Genomic DNA, 16,987 nt, shown 5'->3' with positions numbered 1-16,987 from the left:
GTGCGCCTTGCCCACGGACCACCTGCTGCCGCGATTCCACATCCGCCCGCCGCGCGGCTACCTCAACGACCCGAACGGACCGATCCAGGTCGGCGACACCACCCACCTCTACTTCCAGTACCGCCCCAGCACCGACACCGAGGTGCCGGTCGAATGGGGCCACGCCAGCAGCCCCGACCTCGTCACCTGGCGGCTGCACCGGCCGGCGATGGCACCCGAGCCGGGTGGCCCCGACACCGATGGCTGCTGGTCCGGCAACACGATCCTCGAGGATGAGAACGTACGTGTCTTCTACTCGGGCCGGCGCAACGACCTGGAGTTCCAGCCCGTGATCACCTCCCTCTCCCGCGACGGTGGCGCGACCTTCGACGCCCCGGAGCTGATCGGTCTCGACCCCGACCCGGAGGAGGGCATCACGATGTTCCGCGATCCCTTCGCCTGGCAGGCCGACGACGGCCTGCACCTCGTGGTCGGGGCGGCCGGACCTGACCAGACGGCGTCGATCCGGCACTACCGCCGGACCGAGGCCGGCTGGAGCTACATCGGTGACCTGGCGTCCCTGACCCGGCAGGACGTCGACGGCAACGACTCCGGCGAGGGCTGGGAGTGCCCGCAGATCTACAACCTGGACGGGCGCGCCCTCGCGGTCGTGTCGTCGTGGTCGCACGCCGACGGCCCGGCGAACGTGCTCGCCTTCTTCGCCGACCAGCCCGAGCGCGCCGTCCGGGTCGACGACGGCCCGAGCTTCTACGCCGCCTCGGCGATGCGGACCAGCCCCTACGGTCCGCTGATGTTCGGCTGGATCACCGAGGGTCGCTCGCCGGACTGGTGGCACGAGGACGGCTGGGCGGGGACGATCTCGCTGCCGCGCACCGTCGCGCTCGGGCCCGACGGCGGGCTCCGGTTCGCGCCGGTGCGGACCATCGACGGCCTCCGCTCCGGATCCGGCTCGGCCGCCGTCGACGGTGGCGGCGTGGAGATCGGCGCTCAGGCCGAGATCTCGGTCCCGCACGTGGACGGCACGGTGCTTCTCGAGTTCGGCGAGGCCGAGTCGGTCGAGATCACGGTCGACACCGGTGCCGGAACGCTCGTCCTCGACGGGCGCCATGCCAGTCGCGACGATCGTGCCGAGCCCTGGCGGATCGTGGTCGACGATGCGTACGACACCTCTGCCGGGGCGCCCGCGCTCCGGCTGTTCCTGGACGGCTCGGTCATCGAGGCGTTCACGAGCGCCGGCCGGGTGGCCACGGCGCGGGTCTACCCGACCCAGCCGCCTCCCTGGCGGCTGAAGGCGCCTGCCGGTGCGCTCACCTGGCGGCTGCACGGCGCCGACGCGCGGTAGCGGCGCCGGCGGCGGCCCCGGTCAGAGGTTGGCGGACTCGGACGCGGGCTCGGCGGCGGGCGCCGTCGCCGGCTCCGCCTCCTGAGCCTCGGTGAGCCGGCCGCCGGTCTTGCGCACCGCGATGGTCACGATGACGGCGGCGAGGGCGAAGAGCACGCCGTAGGCGGCCACGGACTCGGCGTCGAAGTTGCGCAGCAGCGTACGTCCGTTGGTGATCAGGATGATGCTGCCGACCAGGCCGCCGAGGATGGGCAGCGAGAGGTGCTTGACGAGGTAGGCGGCGAACGGGGCCGCGATCACGCCACCGACGAGGAGGCCGCCGATGATCCGCCAGTCGAGCGCCTCTCCGGCCAGCCCGACCAGGAAGCCGACGCTGGCGGAGAGGGTGGTGACGAACTCGGCGGTGGAGACCGAGCCGATCACCTTGCGCGGGTGCAGGGTGCCGCTGGAGATCAGGGTGGGCGTGGTCACCGGACCCCAGCCGCCACCACCGGTGGCGTCGATGAAGCCGCCGAAGAGACCCAGCGGGGCGAGCAGCCCGAGACCCGGGCGGCGGCCCGGGATGAAGACCGGCGGCTTGCCGAAGACGAAGCGGGCGATGATGTAGACGCCCAGGAGGAGCAGGAGGCCGGCCACCCAGGGCGTCGCGCTCTCGGTGGAGATGTTGGAGAGGACCGTCGCACCGGTGAAGGCACCGATGCCGCCGGGGACCGCGATCTTCGCCACAACCTTCCAGTCGACGTTGCCGAGCCTCCAGTGGGAGACGCCCGAGACGAACGTGGTGCCGACCTCGGCCAAGTGCACCGACGCCGACGCCACCGCCGGGGCGACCCCGGTGGCGACCAGCAGCGTGCTCGAGGTGACGCCGTACGCCATCCCCAGTGACCCGTCGACAGCCTGGGCCGCGAGACCGACGAGCGCGAAAATGATCAGGCGCTCCATGCGAACCTCCTGCGTGGGATCGAAGACCGTGAAATAGTCATGTAACTCGATTTACTATAAAAGATCGAATCAACGGTCTCGGGGGTGTCTCGGGGGCTGGGCGGGCCGCGGGAGGCGCCGGTGGTCGAGCTTGTCGAGACCACCCTTGAGGAAACCTCGCTTGTCGACTGTTTCTTCGGTTCAGGGTTCGCCGCCGACCCGTTCCTTGAGTGTTTCTCGATCGCGCGCCGCGTCAAGGACGCCCTTCGGGCGCCGCTTCGCGGTGACCTTCGGCCATCCTTGACCCGGCACCCGATCGAGAAAGATTTCGCCTATATCGGGGCGGCGGCGAGGGTGTGGCGCAGCACTCACGTGACTTGTTCGCTGACTGCATAACTGCGCTCTGAACAGCCTAAATGAGTAGCGGGATCGTGCGTGCACGCATATAATAAGCACTATGTACGAGACCCTCGACCGCCTCCTCGACGGGCCACCTCCGGGTGCGTCCGAGCGAGAGCTGGTCGACTGGATCACTCGTCTCGAACAGGTGAACTGCATCGCCGAAGCGGTGCAGGCCGAAGCAGCGGTACGCCTGGAGGAGGCCGCCCGCGTTCGCCAAGCTGAGGCCGGAGTTGCTGTCCGGAAACTGGGCGAAGGAGTGGCCTCCCAGATCGCGCTGGCGCGCCGGGTCTCCCCGGCCAAGGGCGCGAAGCTCCTAGGGCTGGCGAAGATCCTCCTCACAGAGATGCCGCACACCTTCGCCCTGATGAAGAACGGGTTGTTCTCGCAGTGGCAGGCCACCATCCTCGCCAGGGAGACCGCCTGCCTCTCCTTGGAGGACAGGCGGGTCATCGACCACGAGCTCTGCGCACCCGGGCCGAACGGGCAGCCCGCGAAGGCGGTGGCGATGGGGCTACGCCAGCTCGAGAACGCCGCCAAGGAACTCGCCATCACCCTCGACCAGGCCTCCGTCGTCGCCCGCGCCGCCAACGCCGCGAAAGACCGCCGCGTCAGCCTGCGGCCGGCACCCGACACCATGACCTGGCTCGGCGCCCTGCTCCCGGTCAAGGACAGCGTCGCCGTCTTCGCCGCCCTGGACCAGGCCGCCAACGCCGCCCGCGCCGCCGGCGACGAACGGACCCGGGGCCAGGTCATGGCCGACACCCTCGTCGACCGGATCACCGGCCGCAGCACCGCTGAGGCGAAGCCGCGGATCGAGGTCAAGATCGTGATGACCGCCGACGCACTCACCAACACCAGCGACCAGCCGGCGATGGTCGAAGGCTACGGCCCCGTCCCCGCCACCTGGGCCCGCGAGGAACTGGCCGATGCCGAGGTGTTCGTGCGCCGATTGTTCACCGACCCCGCCGGTCAACTGGTCGCGATGGAGTCCCGGCCCCGGAAAGCACCCGACGGGCTGGCCGAGTTCATCACCACCCGCGACGCCGGAATCTGCAGGACGGTCGGCTGTGATGCCCCGATCCGCAACATCGACCACGTCGAACGCCACGCCGATGGCGGAGAAACCAGCGCCCAGAACCTGCAGGGCTTGTGCGAGCGCTGTAACCAGGCCAAGGAAGCGATCGGCTGGCAGGCCAGACCAGGCCCAGACGGCAGCATCATCACGGTCACACCCACCGGGCACACCTATGTCAGCCCACCACCCGAGACCTGGGCACAAGACCCACCACCTTTGTCTCGGGCAGAGTTCACGCTGCGCGACCTGCTCCTCGACCACACACTCGCAGCCTGAGGCTCTCGAGAACTTTCTTCGGATCAGTGCTTGACCCTGACGCTACGTCAGCCCTGCACGCTTCTTCCACGGCCCCAAAACAGGGAGCCGAAACCACCGAAGAAAGAAGCAGAACATGAACAACATCCTCACCCGCCTCATCGGCGACAAGAAGGACTGGAAGCGCATGGAAGCCCGCGCCAACGAGCTCCCCGCCGACTACCGCACCGTGTATGCCGAGATGAAGAACTACATGTGGCGCTTCACCGCCAGCGACGGCATGGACATCGTCGACATCCTGCGCGACATCCTCGACCTCTTCGAGACCGAAGCCGCCGCCGGCCGCACCGTCGTCGAGGTCACCGGCACTGATCTGGCCGCGTTCTGCGACGCCCGACTGCCCGAGCAGCACGACGCCTACCGCGCCAAGCTGCGCGCCACCCTCAACAAGGTCGCCGACAAGCTCGCCTGAACCCGGCGATGCTCACCGCCACGTCCCCTGCCGCGAGCCGACAAGGCTCCTTGCGGCAGGGGACACGGGCATTTTGGCCGGATTCGGCTGTGGCCCGACCTCTCCTCATGGTGCACTGTGACGCACGTCTCTTTGGCCGATCGTGGCGGCCGTCCCGCACATCGGAGGAACACAGTGAACGACTCGGCCCTGCTCTCGGTCGGCCTCCCCATCGCCCTGGCGATCATCATGTTCGGTCTGGGCCTGAGCCTGACGCCGGGAGACTTCCGCCGCGTCGTACGCACGCCGCGAGCCGTCATCGTCGCGCTCACGCTCCAGATTCTGGTGCTGCCGCTGATCGCGTTCGGGCTCGTGCTGGTCGCGGACGTGGATCCGCTGATCGCCGTCGGGGTCATGCTGCTGGCCGCGTCTCCCGGTGGGACCACGGCGAACCTGTTCAGCCATCTGTTCCGTGGCGACGTCGCGCTCAACGTCACCCTCACGGCCGTCAACTCGGTCCTCGCGGCCGTCTCGATCCCGCTGATCACGAACGCGGCGATCGGCTACTTCGACGCCGGGGACACCCTGGGTCTGCAGTTCGGCAAGGTCATCCAGGTCATCGCGATCGTGCTGGTCCCCGTCGGGATCGGGATGGTGGTCCGGAACCGGTCCGCCACGTTCGCCGCCCGGGCGGACCGCCCGGTCCGGATCTTCTCGATCGTGGTGCTCGTGATGGTCTCGGTCGGCGCGATCCTCGGTGAGCGGGAGAACATCGCCGACTACCTCCGCGAGATCGGCGTGGTCGTGACGCTGTTCTGCTGCGCGAGCCTCACCCTGGGCTACCTCGGCGCGCGGGTGCTCCGGCTCAGCCAGGAGCAGGCGATCGCCACCTCGATGGAGGTCGGGATCCACAACACCACCATCGCCCTCACCATCGCGCTCAGCGTGCTCGACAACACGACCGTGGCCATCCCGGCCGCGGTCTACAGCATCGTGATGTACGTCCTCGCGACCGCCTTCGGCTTCCTCATCACCCGCTCGCGAGCGATCCGGCCGGCCGAGCCTCACGACGTCACGACCTGACGATCCCGCGTCCGCTAGGTTGCCTGTCGTCACCAGTCGATGAGGAGTCCCAGATGCCCACACCCGCCCTGCGTTCGGTTCAGATGCTGGCGCTCGCCTTCATGAGCATGATCGTGGTGCTGGGCCTGGTCGTCTACCTCAGCCTCCCCGACGCCGACCTGGCACTGCCCTCGACGTACGTCATCGGCGGTCAGGTCGTGGCCGGGGTCGTCGTCGCCCTGATCCTGTCGACGATCGGGTTCCGGGTCGCTCCGGTCACCCCGGGCACGGCTCCTGAGAAGGCGAAGGGTGAGGCGCTGCAGAAGCACCAGATGTCGATGATCCTCCGGCTCGTGCTCAGCGAGCTGGTCGCTCTCGTCTCCCTCGCCCTCGCGTTCATCCTCACCGAGGACCAGGTGATGACGTACGTCATCGGCGGGGTCATCTCGCTGGCACTGATGGCCCTCTTCGCCTACCCCTCGGCCGGCAACATCCGCCGGGTCGAGGCCAGCCTCGACAGCGCAGGAGCGCAGTCGAGGCTGGCGGAGGCGTTCGGCGTGCTCTAGACGAGCTCGCGCCGGACGCCGCCGGTCACCGCTTCGTCGTCGCCATCCACTCCCAGATGCTCCGGCCCTCGTGGCTCGGGTCGTTGCGCGCGACGTAGATCCACGACCAGTGGCCGGGGAAGGTGTTGCCGTCCCAGGTGACCCCGTCGTAGAGGCTCATGATCGAGCCGTCGATCCGCTCGTGGGCGTAGACGGTGTTCGCCTGCGGGTCCAGCGTGGTGTCGTCGGCGGAGGCAACCAACCAGGTCGGCGTCGTCATCGCCTCGAGCTCGGCGTCGGAGATGAAGTAGGTGCTCGACCCGTCGCGCGCACCGATGCCACAGCAGATCGGCGTCGAGGTCGCGAATGTGTCCGGATGCTCGGCGACCATCTTCAGCGACATGTAGCCACCGTTGGAGCAGCCGACCACGTGGATCCGTCGCCGGTCGATCCGGCGGGTCGCGACGACCTCCTCGATCGCTTCCATGACGAGCGGTGCGAATCGGTCGCCGTCCAGCATCCAGGCGGACGTCGACTGCGGCGCGAGCACGTACGCTCCGCCGAAGCGAGCCTGCGCCTCCGGTGTGGCGAACCCGAGCGCACCCCGGTTGGCACGCAGCTGTGTCTCGTTGTCGTAGTAGTCGTAGCCGTCGGTGAGCAGGCCGCCCTCGCCGCCGCCGTGCAGCCAGACGACGAGCGCCGCACCCGCGGGGCCGCCGGCCCCGGCGGGCGAGAACAACCGGTAGTTCAGGCCGGACGCGGTCGTGTGATGGCCGAACGCGTCGACCTCTCGGTCGGACAGCCGGCCCTGCCGGAAGGAGTCGATCACGATCCGACCGCTCCCCGCGGCTCCCCGCAGAGGCTCGACCTGGGTGACCGTGTAGTCGAGGTCCAGGAGCACGTTCCGCCCGTACGCCCCCATATAGCTCAGCGTGCCCCCGCCGGCGACGCCCCAGCCGTGCTCGAGCTCCAGGGTGACCTCGTCGCGGCGGGACCAGCCTGCAGCATTGACCACCCGGTCCTGCTCGTAGGCGACCACTCCGGTCAGCGGGTTGGTGGCCGCGACGTGCACCGCGAACGTGTTCGCCGTGAGCGACGACCGCTCGGCACGGGCCAGGGCTGCCGACGAGATCCGCAGCGACGTCACCTGCTCGCCACCGTCGAGCACCTCGGCGACCGGCGTCACCCATGCCCCGCCCCCGGCGCTCGAGGCGCTCACGGCGGCCCTGGCCGCGGGCGTGCCCAGCAGTGCCGAGGCCCCGGCTGCGGCACCGGAGACGAGAACGGAACGGCGGGTGATCGAGGTGCGCATAGGAGCTCCTTCGGCAGGGACCGAGCATGCGGTGTGAACGACATCACATCGGCACTGGACGCTAGTGACCTGCCGATGTGAACGTCAACATTTCCGTGCCGGTCTGGGGTCCGCGCGTCTCCTTCGGCAGGGCTGCGTCTCGGCCGGCAACATCCGCCGGACAGACGCCAGCCTCGACAGCGCCGGAGCGCGGTCGAGGCTGGCAGTGACGTTTCGGCGTGCTCTAGACCGCCAGGTCGATCCCCTCGGCGGCGAGGGCCTCGCGGTAGGCCTCGACGTTGCGCATCTTCACGTTCTCGTAGCCCCGCACCATGTCCGGGAGCTCCGCGAGACGGACGGACCGGGCGTACGACTCCTCGGTCAGGTCCGCGGCGAGGCCGGTGACGAGCTCGGTGTAGTGCGCGAGGAGGGCGCGCTCGGTGCGGCGTACGTGGGCACGACCGAACGGGTCGAGGACCGTGCCGCGCAGGAACTTCATGGTCGCCAGCAGGCGGAGCATGAAGTGGGAGCGCGGGCCGAAGGTCATCTTGCGACCCTTCAGGAACGCCCCGAACACCGGCGGGGAGAGCTTGAAGCTGATCGTGCCTTGGACCTCGGCGCGGACGCCGTCGAGGGCAGCCGGGGCGGTGAGCAGCCGGGCGACCTCGTACTCGTCCTTGTAGGCGGTGAGCTTGAACAGGTAGCGGGCGACCGCCTCGGAGAAGCGGGTGTCCTCGGTCACCGCGCGCTCGGCGTTCCAGATCCGGTCGACGACCTCGACGTAGTCGCGGGCGGTCTGCTGGTTCTGGAAGGCGACGAGCTTCGGGGCGCGGAACTCCGCGAGGCGGCGGACCTCACCGTCGAACGTCGCCTCGTCCAGCGCCGGGACGACGATCTCCTCGACAGGCGCGGTGGCCGTACCGGTGACCTTGGCGAACTCCTCCGGCGCCGCGACCGAGGCGCGGCCCCAGCGGAACGCGGCGACGTTGGCGCTGACCGCGACGCCGTTGATGCCGATGGCCTCCTCGATGGCCGCGGCCGGGATCGGGAGCGCACCGGCCTGGTAGGCGGCGCCGACCAGCAGGAAGTTGGCCGCGGCGGTGTTGCCGAAGAGGGTGTCCGCGGCCGAGAGCGCGTCGAAGGCACGCAGCGAGGACGTCGCCCCGTTGACTCGGGTGAGCAGCTCGTCGTCGGCCGGGTAGGCGATGTCCTTGTCGTAGACCATCGGGCCCGTCGGCGTCTTCGACGTCGACACGACCGCGTGGGTGCGCGCCGGGTCGCCGTAGGCGAGGTTCTTGCCCTCGGCGAGGGTGAGCAGGTCGAAGCCGAGCAGCGCGTCGGCCGAGCCGGGGGTGACCCGGTTGGAGGGCTCGATCGCGCCCGGGCCGAAGCGCAGGTGACCGGTCACCGGACCGGCCTTCTGGCTCATCCCGACCTGGTCGAGCGACTCGACACCGTAGCCGGCGCGGAGCGCCGCGGTCGCGAGCACCTGGTTGACGGTCACGATGCCGGTGCCGCCGATGCCGGCCATGAAGACGCCGTAGGTGCGGTCGAGCTCGGCGTAGCCCGGGTCCGCGACCTCGGGCGGCGTCGGCGTGGACCGCTTCTCCTTCTTCGCCTTCGGGTCGGTCTCGACGGCCATGAACGAGGGGCACTCCCCCTCGACGCAGGTGTAGTCGGTGTTGCAGGAGGTCTGGTCGATGCGGGTCTTGCGGCCCAGCTCGGTCTCGACCGGCTGGACGGAGAGGCAGTTGGACTTCACGCCGCAGTCGCCGCAGCCCTCGCAGACGGCCTCGTTGATCACGATCCGGGTGTTGCGGGGCTCGAGCTTGCCGCGCTTGCGCTGGCGGCGCGCGTCGGCGGCGCAGTGCTGGTCGTAGATCAGCACGGTCACCCCGGAGATCTCGCGCAGCTCCCGCTGGGCCTCGTCGAGGCGGTCGCGGTGCCAGAGACGTACGCCGGCGGGGAAGCTGGCGCGCCGGTAGCGCTTGGGCTCGTCGGCGACCACGATGATCGCCTTGACGCCCTCGTTCATCAGCTTGTGGGTCAGCTGCGCCATCTCGACCTCGCCCTGACGCTTCTGGGCACCGGTCATCGCGACGACGTCGTTGTGGAGCAGCTTGTAGGTGATGTTGACGCCCGCCGCGACGCACGCCTGGATGGCCAGCTGGGCGGAGTGGAAGAAGGTGCCGTCACCGACGTTCTGGAAGGTGTGGCCGGCGTGGCTGTAGGGCGCCTGCCCGATCCACTGCGAGCCCTCGCCGCCCATCTGGGTGATGCCGACGACGGCGCTGTCCTCGCGCTGCGAGGCGGTGACCAGGGTGTGGCAGCCGATGCCGCCGCCGCCCAGGCTCCCCTCCGGGAGCGCGGTCGAGCGGTTGTGGGGGCAGCCGGAGCAGAAGTAGGGCGTGCGCGAGGTCGCCAGCAGCGGCAGGTCGATCCGGGCCGGGCCGGCGGGCTTCAGGTCGGCGTAGCCCTTCAGCGCGCGGCGCAGCGGCGCGAGCAGGCGGCCGGCGGTCAGCTCGCCGTCGAGCGGCACCAGCGGGACGCCGGCGCGGTCCTTCTTGCCGACGATGACCGGGGCGGAGGGCTCGCCGTAGAGGATCTCGCGGATGCCCTGCTCGATGAAGGAGGTCTTGTCCTCGATGACGACGATCTCGTCGAGGCCCTCGGCGAAGCTGGACACGATGGTCGGCTCGACCGGCCACATCATGCCCAGCCGCAGCACCCGGATGCCGGCCGCCATCAGCTCGTCGTGGCCCAGGCCGAGGTCCTTCAGGCCCTGGCGCATCGAGTCGTAGCAGGAGCCGGAGGCGACGATGCCGACCTTGGCGTTCGGCGCCTTGACCTCGATCCGGTTGAGGTGGTTCTCGGCGGCGTACGCCTTCACGACGTTCATCCGCGGGCCATAGAGCTTCGCCTCGGCGCCGACGATCCGGTCGGGGAAGAGCTCGATCTTGGTCGGCTCGTAGGTGTAGGGCACGCCCTCCCACTCGGTCTTCGGCATCACCGGGTCGAGGACGCCGATCTCCGGGTTGACCACCCAGGCGCCGTCGGCGACGTCGGCCACGATCTTGAGCGCGACCACGCAGCCGGAGGCGCGGGAGAGGGCGATGCCCTCCATGCCGTACTCGACGATCTCGGAGGCGTTGCGCGGGAACAGCACCGGGATGCCGAGGGATGCCAGGGTGCGCTCGGAGACCGCGGGAACCGTGGAGGACTTCGCGGCCGGGTCGTCACCGACGAGCATCAGCATGCCGCCGCTGGGGTGGGCGCCGTACATGTTGGCGTGACGCATCGCGTCCAGCGCCCGGTCGACGCCGGGGCCCTTGCCGTACCAGACGCCGGTGACGCCGTCGTAGCGCTCGGTGTCGAGGGTGACCGCGGACTGCGAGCCCCACACGGCGGTGGCGGCGAGCTCCTCGTTGAGGCCGGGCACGACGGTGATGTCGGCGTCGGCCATCTCCTTCGGCAGGCCCAGCAGGAGCTGGTCGAGACCACCGAGCGGGCTGCCCGGGTAGCCGGAGATGAAGGTGCCGGTCCGCAGGCCGCGGCGCTGGTCCAGGGCACGCTGCTCGACGAGCATCCGCGCGATCGCCTGGATCCCGGTCAGGAGCACGGGGCCGGCTCCGACGCGGTAGCGGTCGGCCAGGTCGTAAGCCTCGAAGGATGTCCCGGGCTCGAACACTGCGGTCATAGGGGTGACTCCTCAATCTGCCGGGCGGCACTGGTGGTCCGTCTGGAGTGTTTGCCGGGACCGCCGGGGTGAGGCAGTCCCGAGGAACCACCCGCAGGGTGTGCGGGTGGCCTGGGTCACATCATCATGGATGGGGCCTACGTGATGCCAATCACCACGGGCGCCGTCACCAGGCGACGCTGAGGTACTGCGTCTCGAGGTACTCCTCCAGCCCGGCCCGCGCGCCCTCGCGCCCGATGCCGCTCTGCTTCACGCCGCCGAACGGCGCCGACGGGTCGGAGACGAGGCCGCGGTTGACCCCGACCATCCCGGCGTCGATCCGCTCGGCCACGTGCAGCGCTTCGCCCAGCTCGCCGAAGACGTACGCCGCCAGGCCGAACTCGGTGTCGTTGACCGCCGCCAGCAGCTCCTCGGTGTCGTTCCAGACCACGATCGGGGCCACCGGGCCGAAGATCTCCTCGCGCAGCAGCGGCGAGTCGGCCGGTACGCCGGTGAGGACCGTCGGCGCGTAGAAGTAGCCGTCCGAGGCGGGCACCTCGGCGCGGTGGGCGACCACGGCGCCCGCGGCCACGGCGGCGTCGACGAGGCCGGTGACGGTGGCGTACGCCTTCGCGGAGATGAGCGGGCCGATGTCGCTGCCCTGGTCGGCGGGGCCGACCTTCAGCGCCTCCACGGCGGCACCGAGACGCTCGGTGAACTCCGAAGCGACGTCGGCGTGGACATAGAGCCGGTTGGCCGCGGTGCAGGCCTGTCCCCCGTTGCGGAACTTGGCGACCATCGCGCCCTCGACCGCGGCCTCGACGTCCGCGGAGGACGTCACCACGAACGGCGCGTTCCCGCCGAGCTCCATCGAGGTGTTCACGACCCGGTCGGCGGCCTGGCGGAGCAGGATGCGGCCGACGCCGGTCGAGCCGGTGAAAGAGATCTTGCGGACCCGGGGGTCGGCGAGCCAGGTGCTGACGATGCCGGCGGCGTCCACGCCGGGGACGACGTTGACGACGCCGTCGGGCACCCCCGCCTCGGCCATCAGCCGGGCGATCGCGAGCGCCGTCAGGGGCGTCTCGGAGGCCGGCTTGAGCACGACCGTGCAGCCGGCCGCCAGGGCCGGGGCGATCTTGCGGGTGGCCATCGCGGCCGGGAAGTTCCACGGCGTCACCAGGGCGGCCACGCCCACCGGCTTGTGGGTGACGATCGTGCGGGTGCCGCCGGCCGGCGAGGGACCGAAGTCGCCGTGCGGGCGCACGGCCTCCTCGGCGTACCAGCGGAAGAACTCGGCGGCGTAGCCCACCTCGCCGCGGGCGTCGGTGAGGGACTTGCCGTTCTCGAGCGCGATCAGCGCGGCCAGCTGGTCGGCGTCGCGCAGCATCAGGTCGCGTACCCGGCCGAGCAGGTCGCTGCGGGTGCGCGGCGGCAGCGCCGACCACGCCGGGAGCGCCGCGGCGGCCGCGTCGACGGCCGCGGTCGCGTCCTCGGTGGTGCCGTCGGCGACGTCGGCGACGTGCTCGCGGGTCGCGGGGTTCTCGACCGCGAAGACGCCGGCGGCGCCCGGACGCCACCTGCCGCCGACCAGCACGCCGCTGCCGGGCTCGAGGGCGTCGAGATAGCCGGTCGTCACAGGCTCGGTGCTCGTGGTCACTTGGTCTCCTCCAGTGCGGTCGTGAGTACGTCCAGGGCCTCGTCGAGCAGCTCGTCGGAGATGCTCAGCGGCGGCAGGAAGCGGATGACGTTGCCCCAGGTGCCGCAGGTCAGGGTGATGACGCCCTGGCGGTGGGCGTAGGCGGCGACGGCCTTGGCGACCGCGCCGTCCGGGTCGCCGGTGGCCGGGTCGACGAACTCGGCGGCGATCATCGCGCCCCGGCCGCGTACGTCGCCGATGCGCGGGTCGCTCTTCTGCAGGTCACGGAGCCGCCCGAGGAGGCGCTCCTCGATCTGGCGGGCCCGGGTGAGCAGGTCCTCGGTCTCGATGGTCTCGATCACGGCCAGCGCGGCGGCGCAGGCGAGCGGGTTGCCGCCGTAGGTGCCACCCAGGCCGCCGGGGTGGACGGCGTCCATGACGTCGGCACGGCCGGTCACCGCGGAGAGCGGCAGGCCGCCGGCGATGCCCTTGGCGCTGACCACGAGGTCGGGGACGACGCCGTCGTGCTCGACGGCGAACCAGGTGCCGGTGCGGCCGAAGCCGGACTGCACCTCGTCGGCCACGAAGATCACGTCGTGGGCGCGGCACCACTCCGCCAGCGCGGCGAGGAAGCCGGGCGCCGGGACGATGAAGCCGCCCTCGCCTTGGACCGGCTCGATCACGACGGCGGCGAGGTTCTCGGAGCCGACCTGCGTCTCGATCAGGGAGGTCGCCCGGGCCGCGGCCAGCTTGCCGTCGATCTCGGCGGCGTCGCGGAACGGGTAGGACATCGGGGCCCGGTAGACCTCGCCGGCGAACGGCCCGAAGCCGTGCTTGTAGGGCATGTTCTTCGCGGTCATCGCCATGGTGAGGTTGGTGCGACCGTGGTAGGCGTGGTCGAAGACCACCACGGCGTCCTTGCCGGTGAACGAGCGGGCGATCTTGACCGCGTTCTCGACGGCCTCGGAGCCGGAGTTGAACAGCGCGGTGCGCTTCTCGTGGTCACCGGGGGTGAGCCGGGCGAGCTGCTCGGCGACGGCCACGTAGCCCTCGTAGGGCGTGACCATGAAGCAGGTGTGGGTGAAGGCGGCGACCTGCTCGGAGACTGCCTCGACCACGCGCGTGGCGCTGGAGCCGACGGTGGTCACCGCGATGCCGGAGCCGAGGTCGATGAAGCGGTTGCCGTCGACGTCCTCGACGATCCCGCCGGCCGCACGGGCGGCGAAGACGGGCATGGTCGTGGCCACGCCCTGGCTCACGGCCGCGACCTTGCGGGCCATGAGCTCCTGGGAGCGCGGGCCGGGGAGGGGCGTACGCAGGAGGCGGGACTGTTCGAGGGTTGAGAGCTCGGTCATGGGTTCAGCATGAGCCTCCGCGACACATGTCGTCCAAGACCTTTTGACTACTACAATCATGCCTCGTGAGCATGGATCTGCGCCTGCTGCGCTACTTCGTCGCCACCGCCGACGCGGGCTCCGCGACCCGCGCCGCCGAGGTGCTGCACGTGACCCAGCCGGTGCTGTCGCGACAGCTGCGCCAGCTCGAGGCCGGCCTGGGCGTGCCGCTGTTCGCCCGGGAGGGACGACGGCTGCGCCTCACCCGCACGGCCGAGGACCTCCTCCCCCGCGCCCGCGATCTGCTCGCGCACGCGGACGACCTCGAGCGCGCCGTCGGGGTGCTCGCCTCGGGAAGGCTGGACGAGCTGCATCTCGCGGTGCCGTCCACGACGCTCACCGACGTGCTCGCCCCGTTCCTGGCGACCCTCGGGCCCGACGACCCGGTCGCGATGGTGCGCGAGCTCGACCCGCGCGGCGCGGCCGCCGCGGTCCGGGCCGGCGCCGACCTGGCGATCGTCACCCGGCCGCCGGGCCGGTCCCTGGCCTCCCGCGCCCTCGCCGTGCTGCCGGTGTGGGCCTACGTTCGGCCCGACGACCCGTGGGCCGGGCGGGGGTCCGTGGGCGTACGCGACCTGGTGACCCGGCCGCTCGTGCTGCTCACCGAGGATCTGCGGCCTCGGCCCCTGCTGGACGCAGCGGCCGAGGACGCCGCCGTGGGCTACGGCGACGTCCTCGAGGTGTCGAACGCCCAGGTCGCCCAGGCGCTCGCAGCGTCGGGCCGCGGGGTCGCGGTCGTCTCCGACGACCCGCGCTTCGGCCTCGTACCGCTGCACATCGAGGCGCCGGCCGGGCGCGTGCGGATCAGGTTGTACGCGGCCTGGGACCCCCAGCACCATGCCGCCGAGGCCCTCGCCGCCCTGGCCGAGCGGCTCTCGGCCTTCTGCGTCGAGCGCTACGGCGCCGAGGTCGCCGTCCGCTGAGCGGCCACCGAGGTCAGCACGGTCAGGATCCGCTCGGTGACCTCGTGGACCGGACCGAGGCCGTCCACCCTCGCAAGCAGGTCACGCTCGGCGTAGTGGTCGGCGAGCGGGCCGGTCTCGGCGGCGTACACCTCGAGCCGGCGACGGATCACCGACTCGGTGTCGTCGGCGCGACCCTGCTCCTGCGACCGGGCCAGGAGCCGGCCCACCAGCTCGTCGGGGTCGGCCTCGAGCAGCACCACCGCGTCGAGCCCGACGTCGGCGAACGCCAGGATCTCGTCGAGCTCGGCCACCTGCTGCGGTGTGCGCGGGTAGCCGTCGAGGAGGAACCCGTCGGCGCAGTCACCGCTCGCGAGCCGGTCGGCGACCATGGCGTTGGTGAGCTCGTCGGGCACGTACTCGCCCGCATCCATGTAGGCCTGCGCGGCCACGCCCAACGCGGTCTGCTCGGCGACGTTGGCCCGGAAGATGTCGCCGGTCGAGATCGCCGGCACGGCGAATCGCTCGGCGATGACGGTGGCCTGGGTGCCCTTGCCGGCACCGGGCGGTCCCATGAGGAGGAGGCGCATACGACTGGTGGACCTTTCTCGAGGTTGGCGCGCTCACCCCCACGATGAGCGCGCCCGGTGTGACGCTAGGTCTCGGTCCGCTGCGATCACGTTGCATCCGCGAGGATGCGGTGCGCGATCTCGTCGCCGACGCGTACGGCGCCGTCGACGTGCTGGAAGCCGTGACCGGCGACGTCGCTGCTGCCGAACTCGATCGGCCCGAGCGGCTCGCGCAGCACCGCGCCCCAGCGGGTCAGTCCGCCGAGGTCGAAGCTCGTCCCGTACGCACCGCCGGTCAGCTCCTGGTGCTGCCAGTCGCTCTCGACGTAGGTGAGCGGCTCGAGCGCCGCGTCCCCGAAGTACGCCGCCAGCGACTCGAGCACGCGAACCCGTCGCTCGGAGTCGGAGAGCCGTCCGACCGCGTCCGCGCGCTCGTCGGAGACGAAGCCGACCAGCGTGCCGCGCGGCTCGCCCTCGGGGGTGTTGTCGTAGACCTCGTGGACCAGCTGCCAGGGTCCGAAGCCGGTGCCGCTGAGCCCGTCGGCGCGCCAGAAGGGCGTGGCGTACTGCGCCTGCACCTTGATGACCAGCCCGAACGACTGGTGCTCGCGGGCGATCCGGTGCTCGGCCGGGAGCTCGGGACTGAACCGGATCCGCTTGACCAGCGTCGGCGGGACCGCGAGGACGAGCCGGCGCGCGGCGTGGATCTCGGTGCCGACGTGCACGACGACACCGTCCTCGTCCCACTCGACCAGGGTGACGTCCTGACCGAGCCGGACGCGGTCACCGAGACGGGAGGCGAGCGCCAGCGGCACCCGCTGCAGACCGCCGACGACCCGGCGGTCGAGGATCACGTCGGCGTCGACGAGGTTGCTGAACGACCCGGCGCTGGCGGCCATCTGCACCGCCTGGAGCGCGGAGAACGAGTGCGCGGGCTTCGTCAGCATCGCCGGCCCGATGTAGAGGGCGATGTTGTCGACGGCGACCGGGTCGTCGCACTGCTGCTCGAGCCAGGCACGGAAGGAGACGCTGTCGAGGTGGTCGGCGTCGTCGAGCTCCCACGGCCGAGCCGGGTCCATCGCGGCGGCCAGCGCGTCGAGCGTCTTGGTCAGCTGCGCGATCGCGGCCGAGGTGGACTCTCCGACCGGGAGCTCGTCGCCGAAGCGGTGGGTGACGCCGGTGTTGTCGACGTAGAGGGACTCGCCCTCGCGGAAGCGCGGGTAGGTCGGCAGCTCGAGCTCGTCGAGGATGCCGAGCAGGGCGTCCTGGTCCGGCGAGACCCACTGGCCGCCGATCTCGAAGTCGGCCTCGGCACCGGGGGCGCCGTGCGCCTCGGTGCGCAGCCGGCCGCCGACGCGCTCGCGCGCCTCCAGGACGAGGACGTCCTGGCCCGCCTGGGCCAGTCGCCAGGCCGCGGTCAGGCCGGTCACGCCGGCGCCGACCACGATCACGTCGTGGGTGGTCAT

Annotated in this window: 14 protein-coding genes; 7 read left to right on the top strand and 7 right to left on the bottom strand. The window is 70.9% G+C overall.

Annotation, left to right across the window (positions count from 1 at the left end):
• The first annotated feature begins 7 nt into the window (after window positions 1–7).
• Entirely contained in the window at window positions 8–1,342 is a 1,335-nt protein-coding gene (locus HD557_RS08635) for a glycoside hydrolase family 32 protein (RefSeq protein WP_196873581.1), read from the top strand.
• A gap of 21 nt (window positions 1,343–1,363) precedes the next feature.
• Here HD557_RS08635 and HD557_RS08630 read toward each other — a convergent pair whose 3' ends face one another.
• The gene (locus HD557_RS08630) at window positions 1,364–2,284 is read right to left on the bottom strand and encodes a sulfite exporter TauE/SafE family protein (protein ID WP_196873580.1); all 921 of its coding nucleotides are present in this window, start codon (window positions 2,282–2,284) and stop codon (window positions 1,364–1,366) included.
• 120 nt (window positions 2,285–2,404) lie between these two features.
• Between HD557_RS08630 and HD557_RS08625 the strand changes: the two genes are divergently transcribed.
• The 5 genes from HD557_RS08625 to HD557_RS08605 all read left to right on the top strand — a co-directional run bounded on the left by HD557_RS08625 (window position 2,405) and on the right by HD557_RS08605 (window position 6,074).
• Entirely contained in the window at window positions 2,405–2,659 is a 255-nt protein-coding gene (locus tag HD557_RS08625; protein ID WP_196873579.1) for a hypothetical protein, read from the top strand.
• 61 nt (window positions 2,660–2,720) lie between these two features.
• On the top strand, window positions 2,721–4,016 hold the full coding sequence (locus HD557_RS08620) for an HNH endonuclease (RefSeq protein ID WP_196873578.1): 1,296 nt from the start codon (window positions 2,721–2,723) through the stop codon (window positions 4,014–4,016).
• 115 nt (window positions 4,017–4,131) lie between these two features.
• The gene (locus tag HD557_RS08615) at window positions 4,132–4,467 is read left to right on the top strand and encodes a DUF1048 domain-containing protein (protein ID WP_196873577.1); all 336 of its coding nucleotides are present in this window, start codon (window positions 4,132–4,134) and stop codon (window positions 4,465–4,467) included.
• A 174-nt stretch (window positions 4,468–4,641) separates the two neighbouring features.
• Window positions 4,642–5,529: a bile acid:sodium symporter family protein gene (locus HD557_RS08610; protein ID WP_196873576.1), complete on the top strand. Its 888-nt coding sequence runs from the start codon at window positions 4,642–4,644 to the stop codon at window positions 5,527–5,529.
• Window positions 5,530–5,582: 53 nt separating this feature from the next.
• Complete coding sequence (locus HD557_RS08605) at window positions 5,583–6,074, top strand: hypothetical protein (RefSeq protein WP_196873575.1); 492 nt, start codon at window positions 5,583–5,585, stop codon at window positions 6,072–6,074.
• A gap of 25 nt (window positions 6,075–6,099) precedes the next feature.
• Here HD557_RS08605 and HD557_RS08600 read toward each other — a convergent pair whose 3' ends face one another.
• The 4 genes from HD557_RS08600 to gabT all read right to left on the bottom strand — a co-directional run bounded on the left by HD557_RS08600 (window position 6,100) and on the right by gabT (window position 14,011).
• The gene (locus HD557_RS08600; protein ID WP_196873574.1) at window positions 6,100–7,365 is read right to left on the bottom strand and encodes a prolyl oligopeptidase family serine peptidase; all 1,266 of its coding nucleotides are present in this window, start codon (window positions 7,363–7,365) and stop codon (window positions 6,100–6,102) included.
• A gap of 223 nt (window positions 7,366–7,588) precedes the next feature.
• Window positions 7,589–11,041 carry an indolepyruvate ferredoxin oxidoreductase family protein gene (locus HD557_RS08595; RefSeq protein WP_196873573.1) on the bottom strand — a complete coding sequence of 1,151 codons (3,453 nt, stop codon included), beginning with the start codon at window positions 11,039–11,041 and terminating at the stop codon, window positions 7,589–7,591.
• A gap of 166 nt (window positions 11,042–11,207) precedes the next feature.
• On the bottom strand, window positions 11,208–12,677 hold the full coding sequence (locus HD557_RS08590; protein WP_196873572.1) for an NAD-dependent succinate-semialdehyde dehydrogenase: 1,470 nt from the start codon (window positions 12,675–12,677) through the stop codon (window positions 11,208–11,210).
• Window positions 12,674–14,011, bottom strand: coding sequence for a 4-aminobutyrate--2-oxoglutarate transaminase (gene gabT, locus HD557_RS08585; RefSeq protein WP_196873571.1), 1,338 nt, complete (start codon window positions 14,009–14,011; stop codon window positions 12,674–12,676). The genes HD557_RS08590 and gabT overlap by 4 nt, the downstream gene beginning before the upstream one ends.
• Before the next feature lie 71 nt (window positions 14,012–14,082).
• On the opposite strand from gabT, the gene HD557_RS08580 reads away from it, so the two are divergent.
• Entirely contained in the window at window positions 14,083–14,973 is an 891-nt protein-coding gene (locus HD557_RS08580; protein ID WP_196876339.1) for a LysR family transcriptional regulator, read from the top strand.
• Here HD557_RS08580 and HD557_RS08575 read toward each other — a convergent pair.
• Window positions 14,946–15,542: an adenylate kinase gene (locus HD557_RS08575; RefSeq protein WP_196873570.1), complete on the bottom strand. Its 597-nt coding sequence runs from the start codon at window positions 15,540–15,542 to the stop codon at window positions 14,946–14,948. The genes HD557_RS08580 and HD557_RS08575 overlap by 28 nt on opposite strands.
• Before the next feature lie 86 nt (window positions 15,543–15,628).
• Window positions 15,629–16,987: a flavin monoamine oxidase family protein gene (locus HD557_RS08570; protein ID WP_196873569.1), complete on the bottom strand. Its 1,359-nt coding sequence runs from the start codon at window positions 16,985–16,987 to the stop codon at window positions 15,629–15,631.

This window comes from Nocardioides luteus, assembly GCF_015752315.1.
In the GTDB taxonomy this organism is placed as follows: Bacteria; Actinomycetota; Actinomycetes; order Propionibacteriales; family Nocardioidaceae; genus Nocardioides.
The sequence above is the reverse complement of the archived record's forward strand: the minus strand, read 5'-3'. Positions and strand labels throughout refer to the sequence as shown.

Coding starts and splice junctions, on each gene's coding strand:
- HD557_RS08570 (WP_196873569.1), bottom strand. CDS start 16,987: ATGACCACCCACGACGTGATCGTGGTCGGCGCCGGCGTGACCGGCCTG.
- HD557_RS08615 (WP_196873577.1), top strand. CDS start 4,132: ATGAACAACATCCTCACCCGCCTCATCGGCGACAAGAAGGACTGGAAG.
- HD557_RS08580 (WP_196876339.1), top strand. CDS start 14,083: ATGGATCTGCGCCTGCTGCGCTACTTCGTCGCCACCGCCGACGCGGGC.
- HD557_RS08630 (WP_196873580.1), bottom strand. CDS start 2,284: ATGGAGCGCCTGATCATTTTCGCGCTCGTCGGTCTCGCGGCCCAGGCT.
- HD557_RS08605 (WP_196873575.1), top strand. CDS start 5,583: ATGCCCACACCCGCCCTGCGTTCGGTTCAGATGCTGGCGCTCGCCTTC.
- gabT (WP_196873571.1), bottom strand. CDS start 14,011: ATGACCGAGCTCTCAACCCTCGAACAGTCCCGCCTCCTGCGTACGCCC.
- HD557_RS08575 (WP_196873570.1), bottom strand. CDS start 15,542: ATGCGCCTCCTCCTCATGGGACCGCCCGGTGCCGGCAAGGGCACCCAG.
- HD557_RS08595 (WP_196873573.1), bottom strand. CDS start 11,041: ATGACCGCAGTGTTCGAGCCCGGGACATCCTTCGAGGCTTACGACCTG.
- HD557_RS08620 (WP_196873578.1), top strand. CDS start 2,721: ATGTACGAGACCCTCGACCGCCTCCTCGACGGGCCACCTCCGGGTGCG.
- HD557_RS08600 (WP_196873574.1), bottom strand. CDS start 7,365: ATGCGCACCTCGATCACCCGCCGTTCCGTTCTCGTCTCCGGTGCCGCA.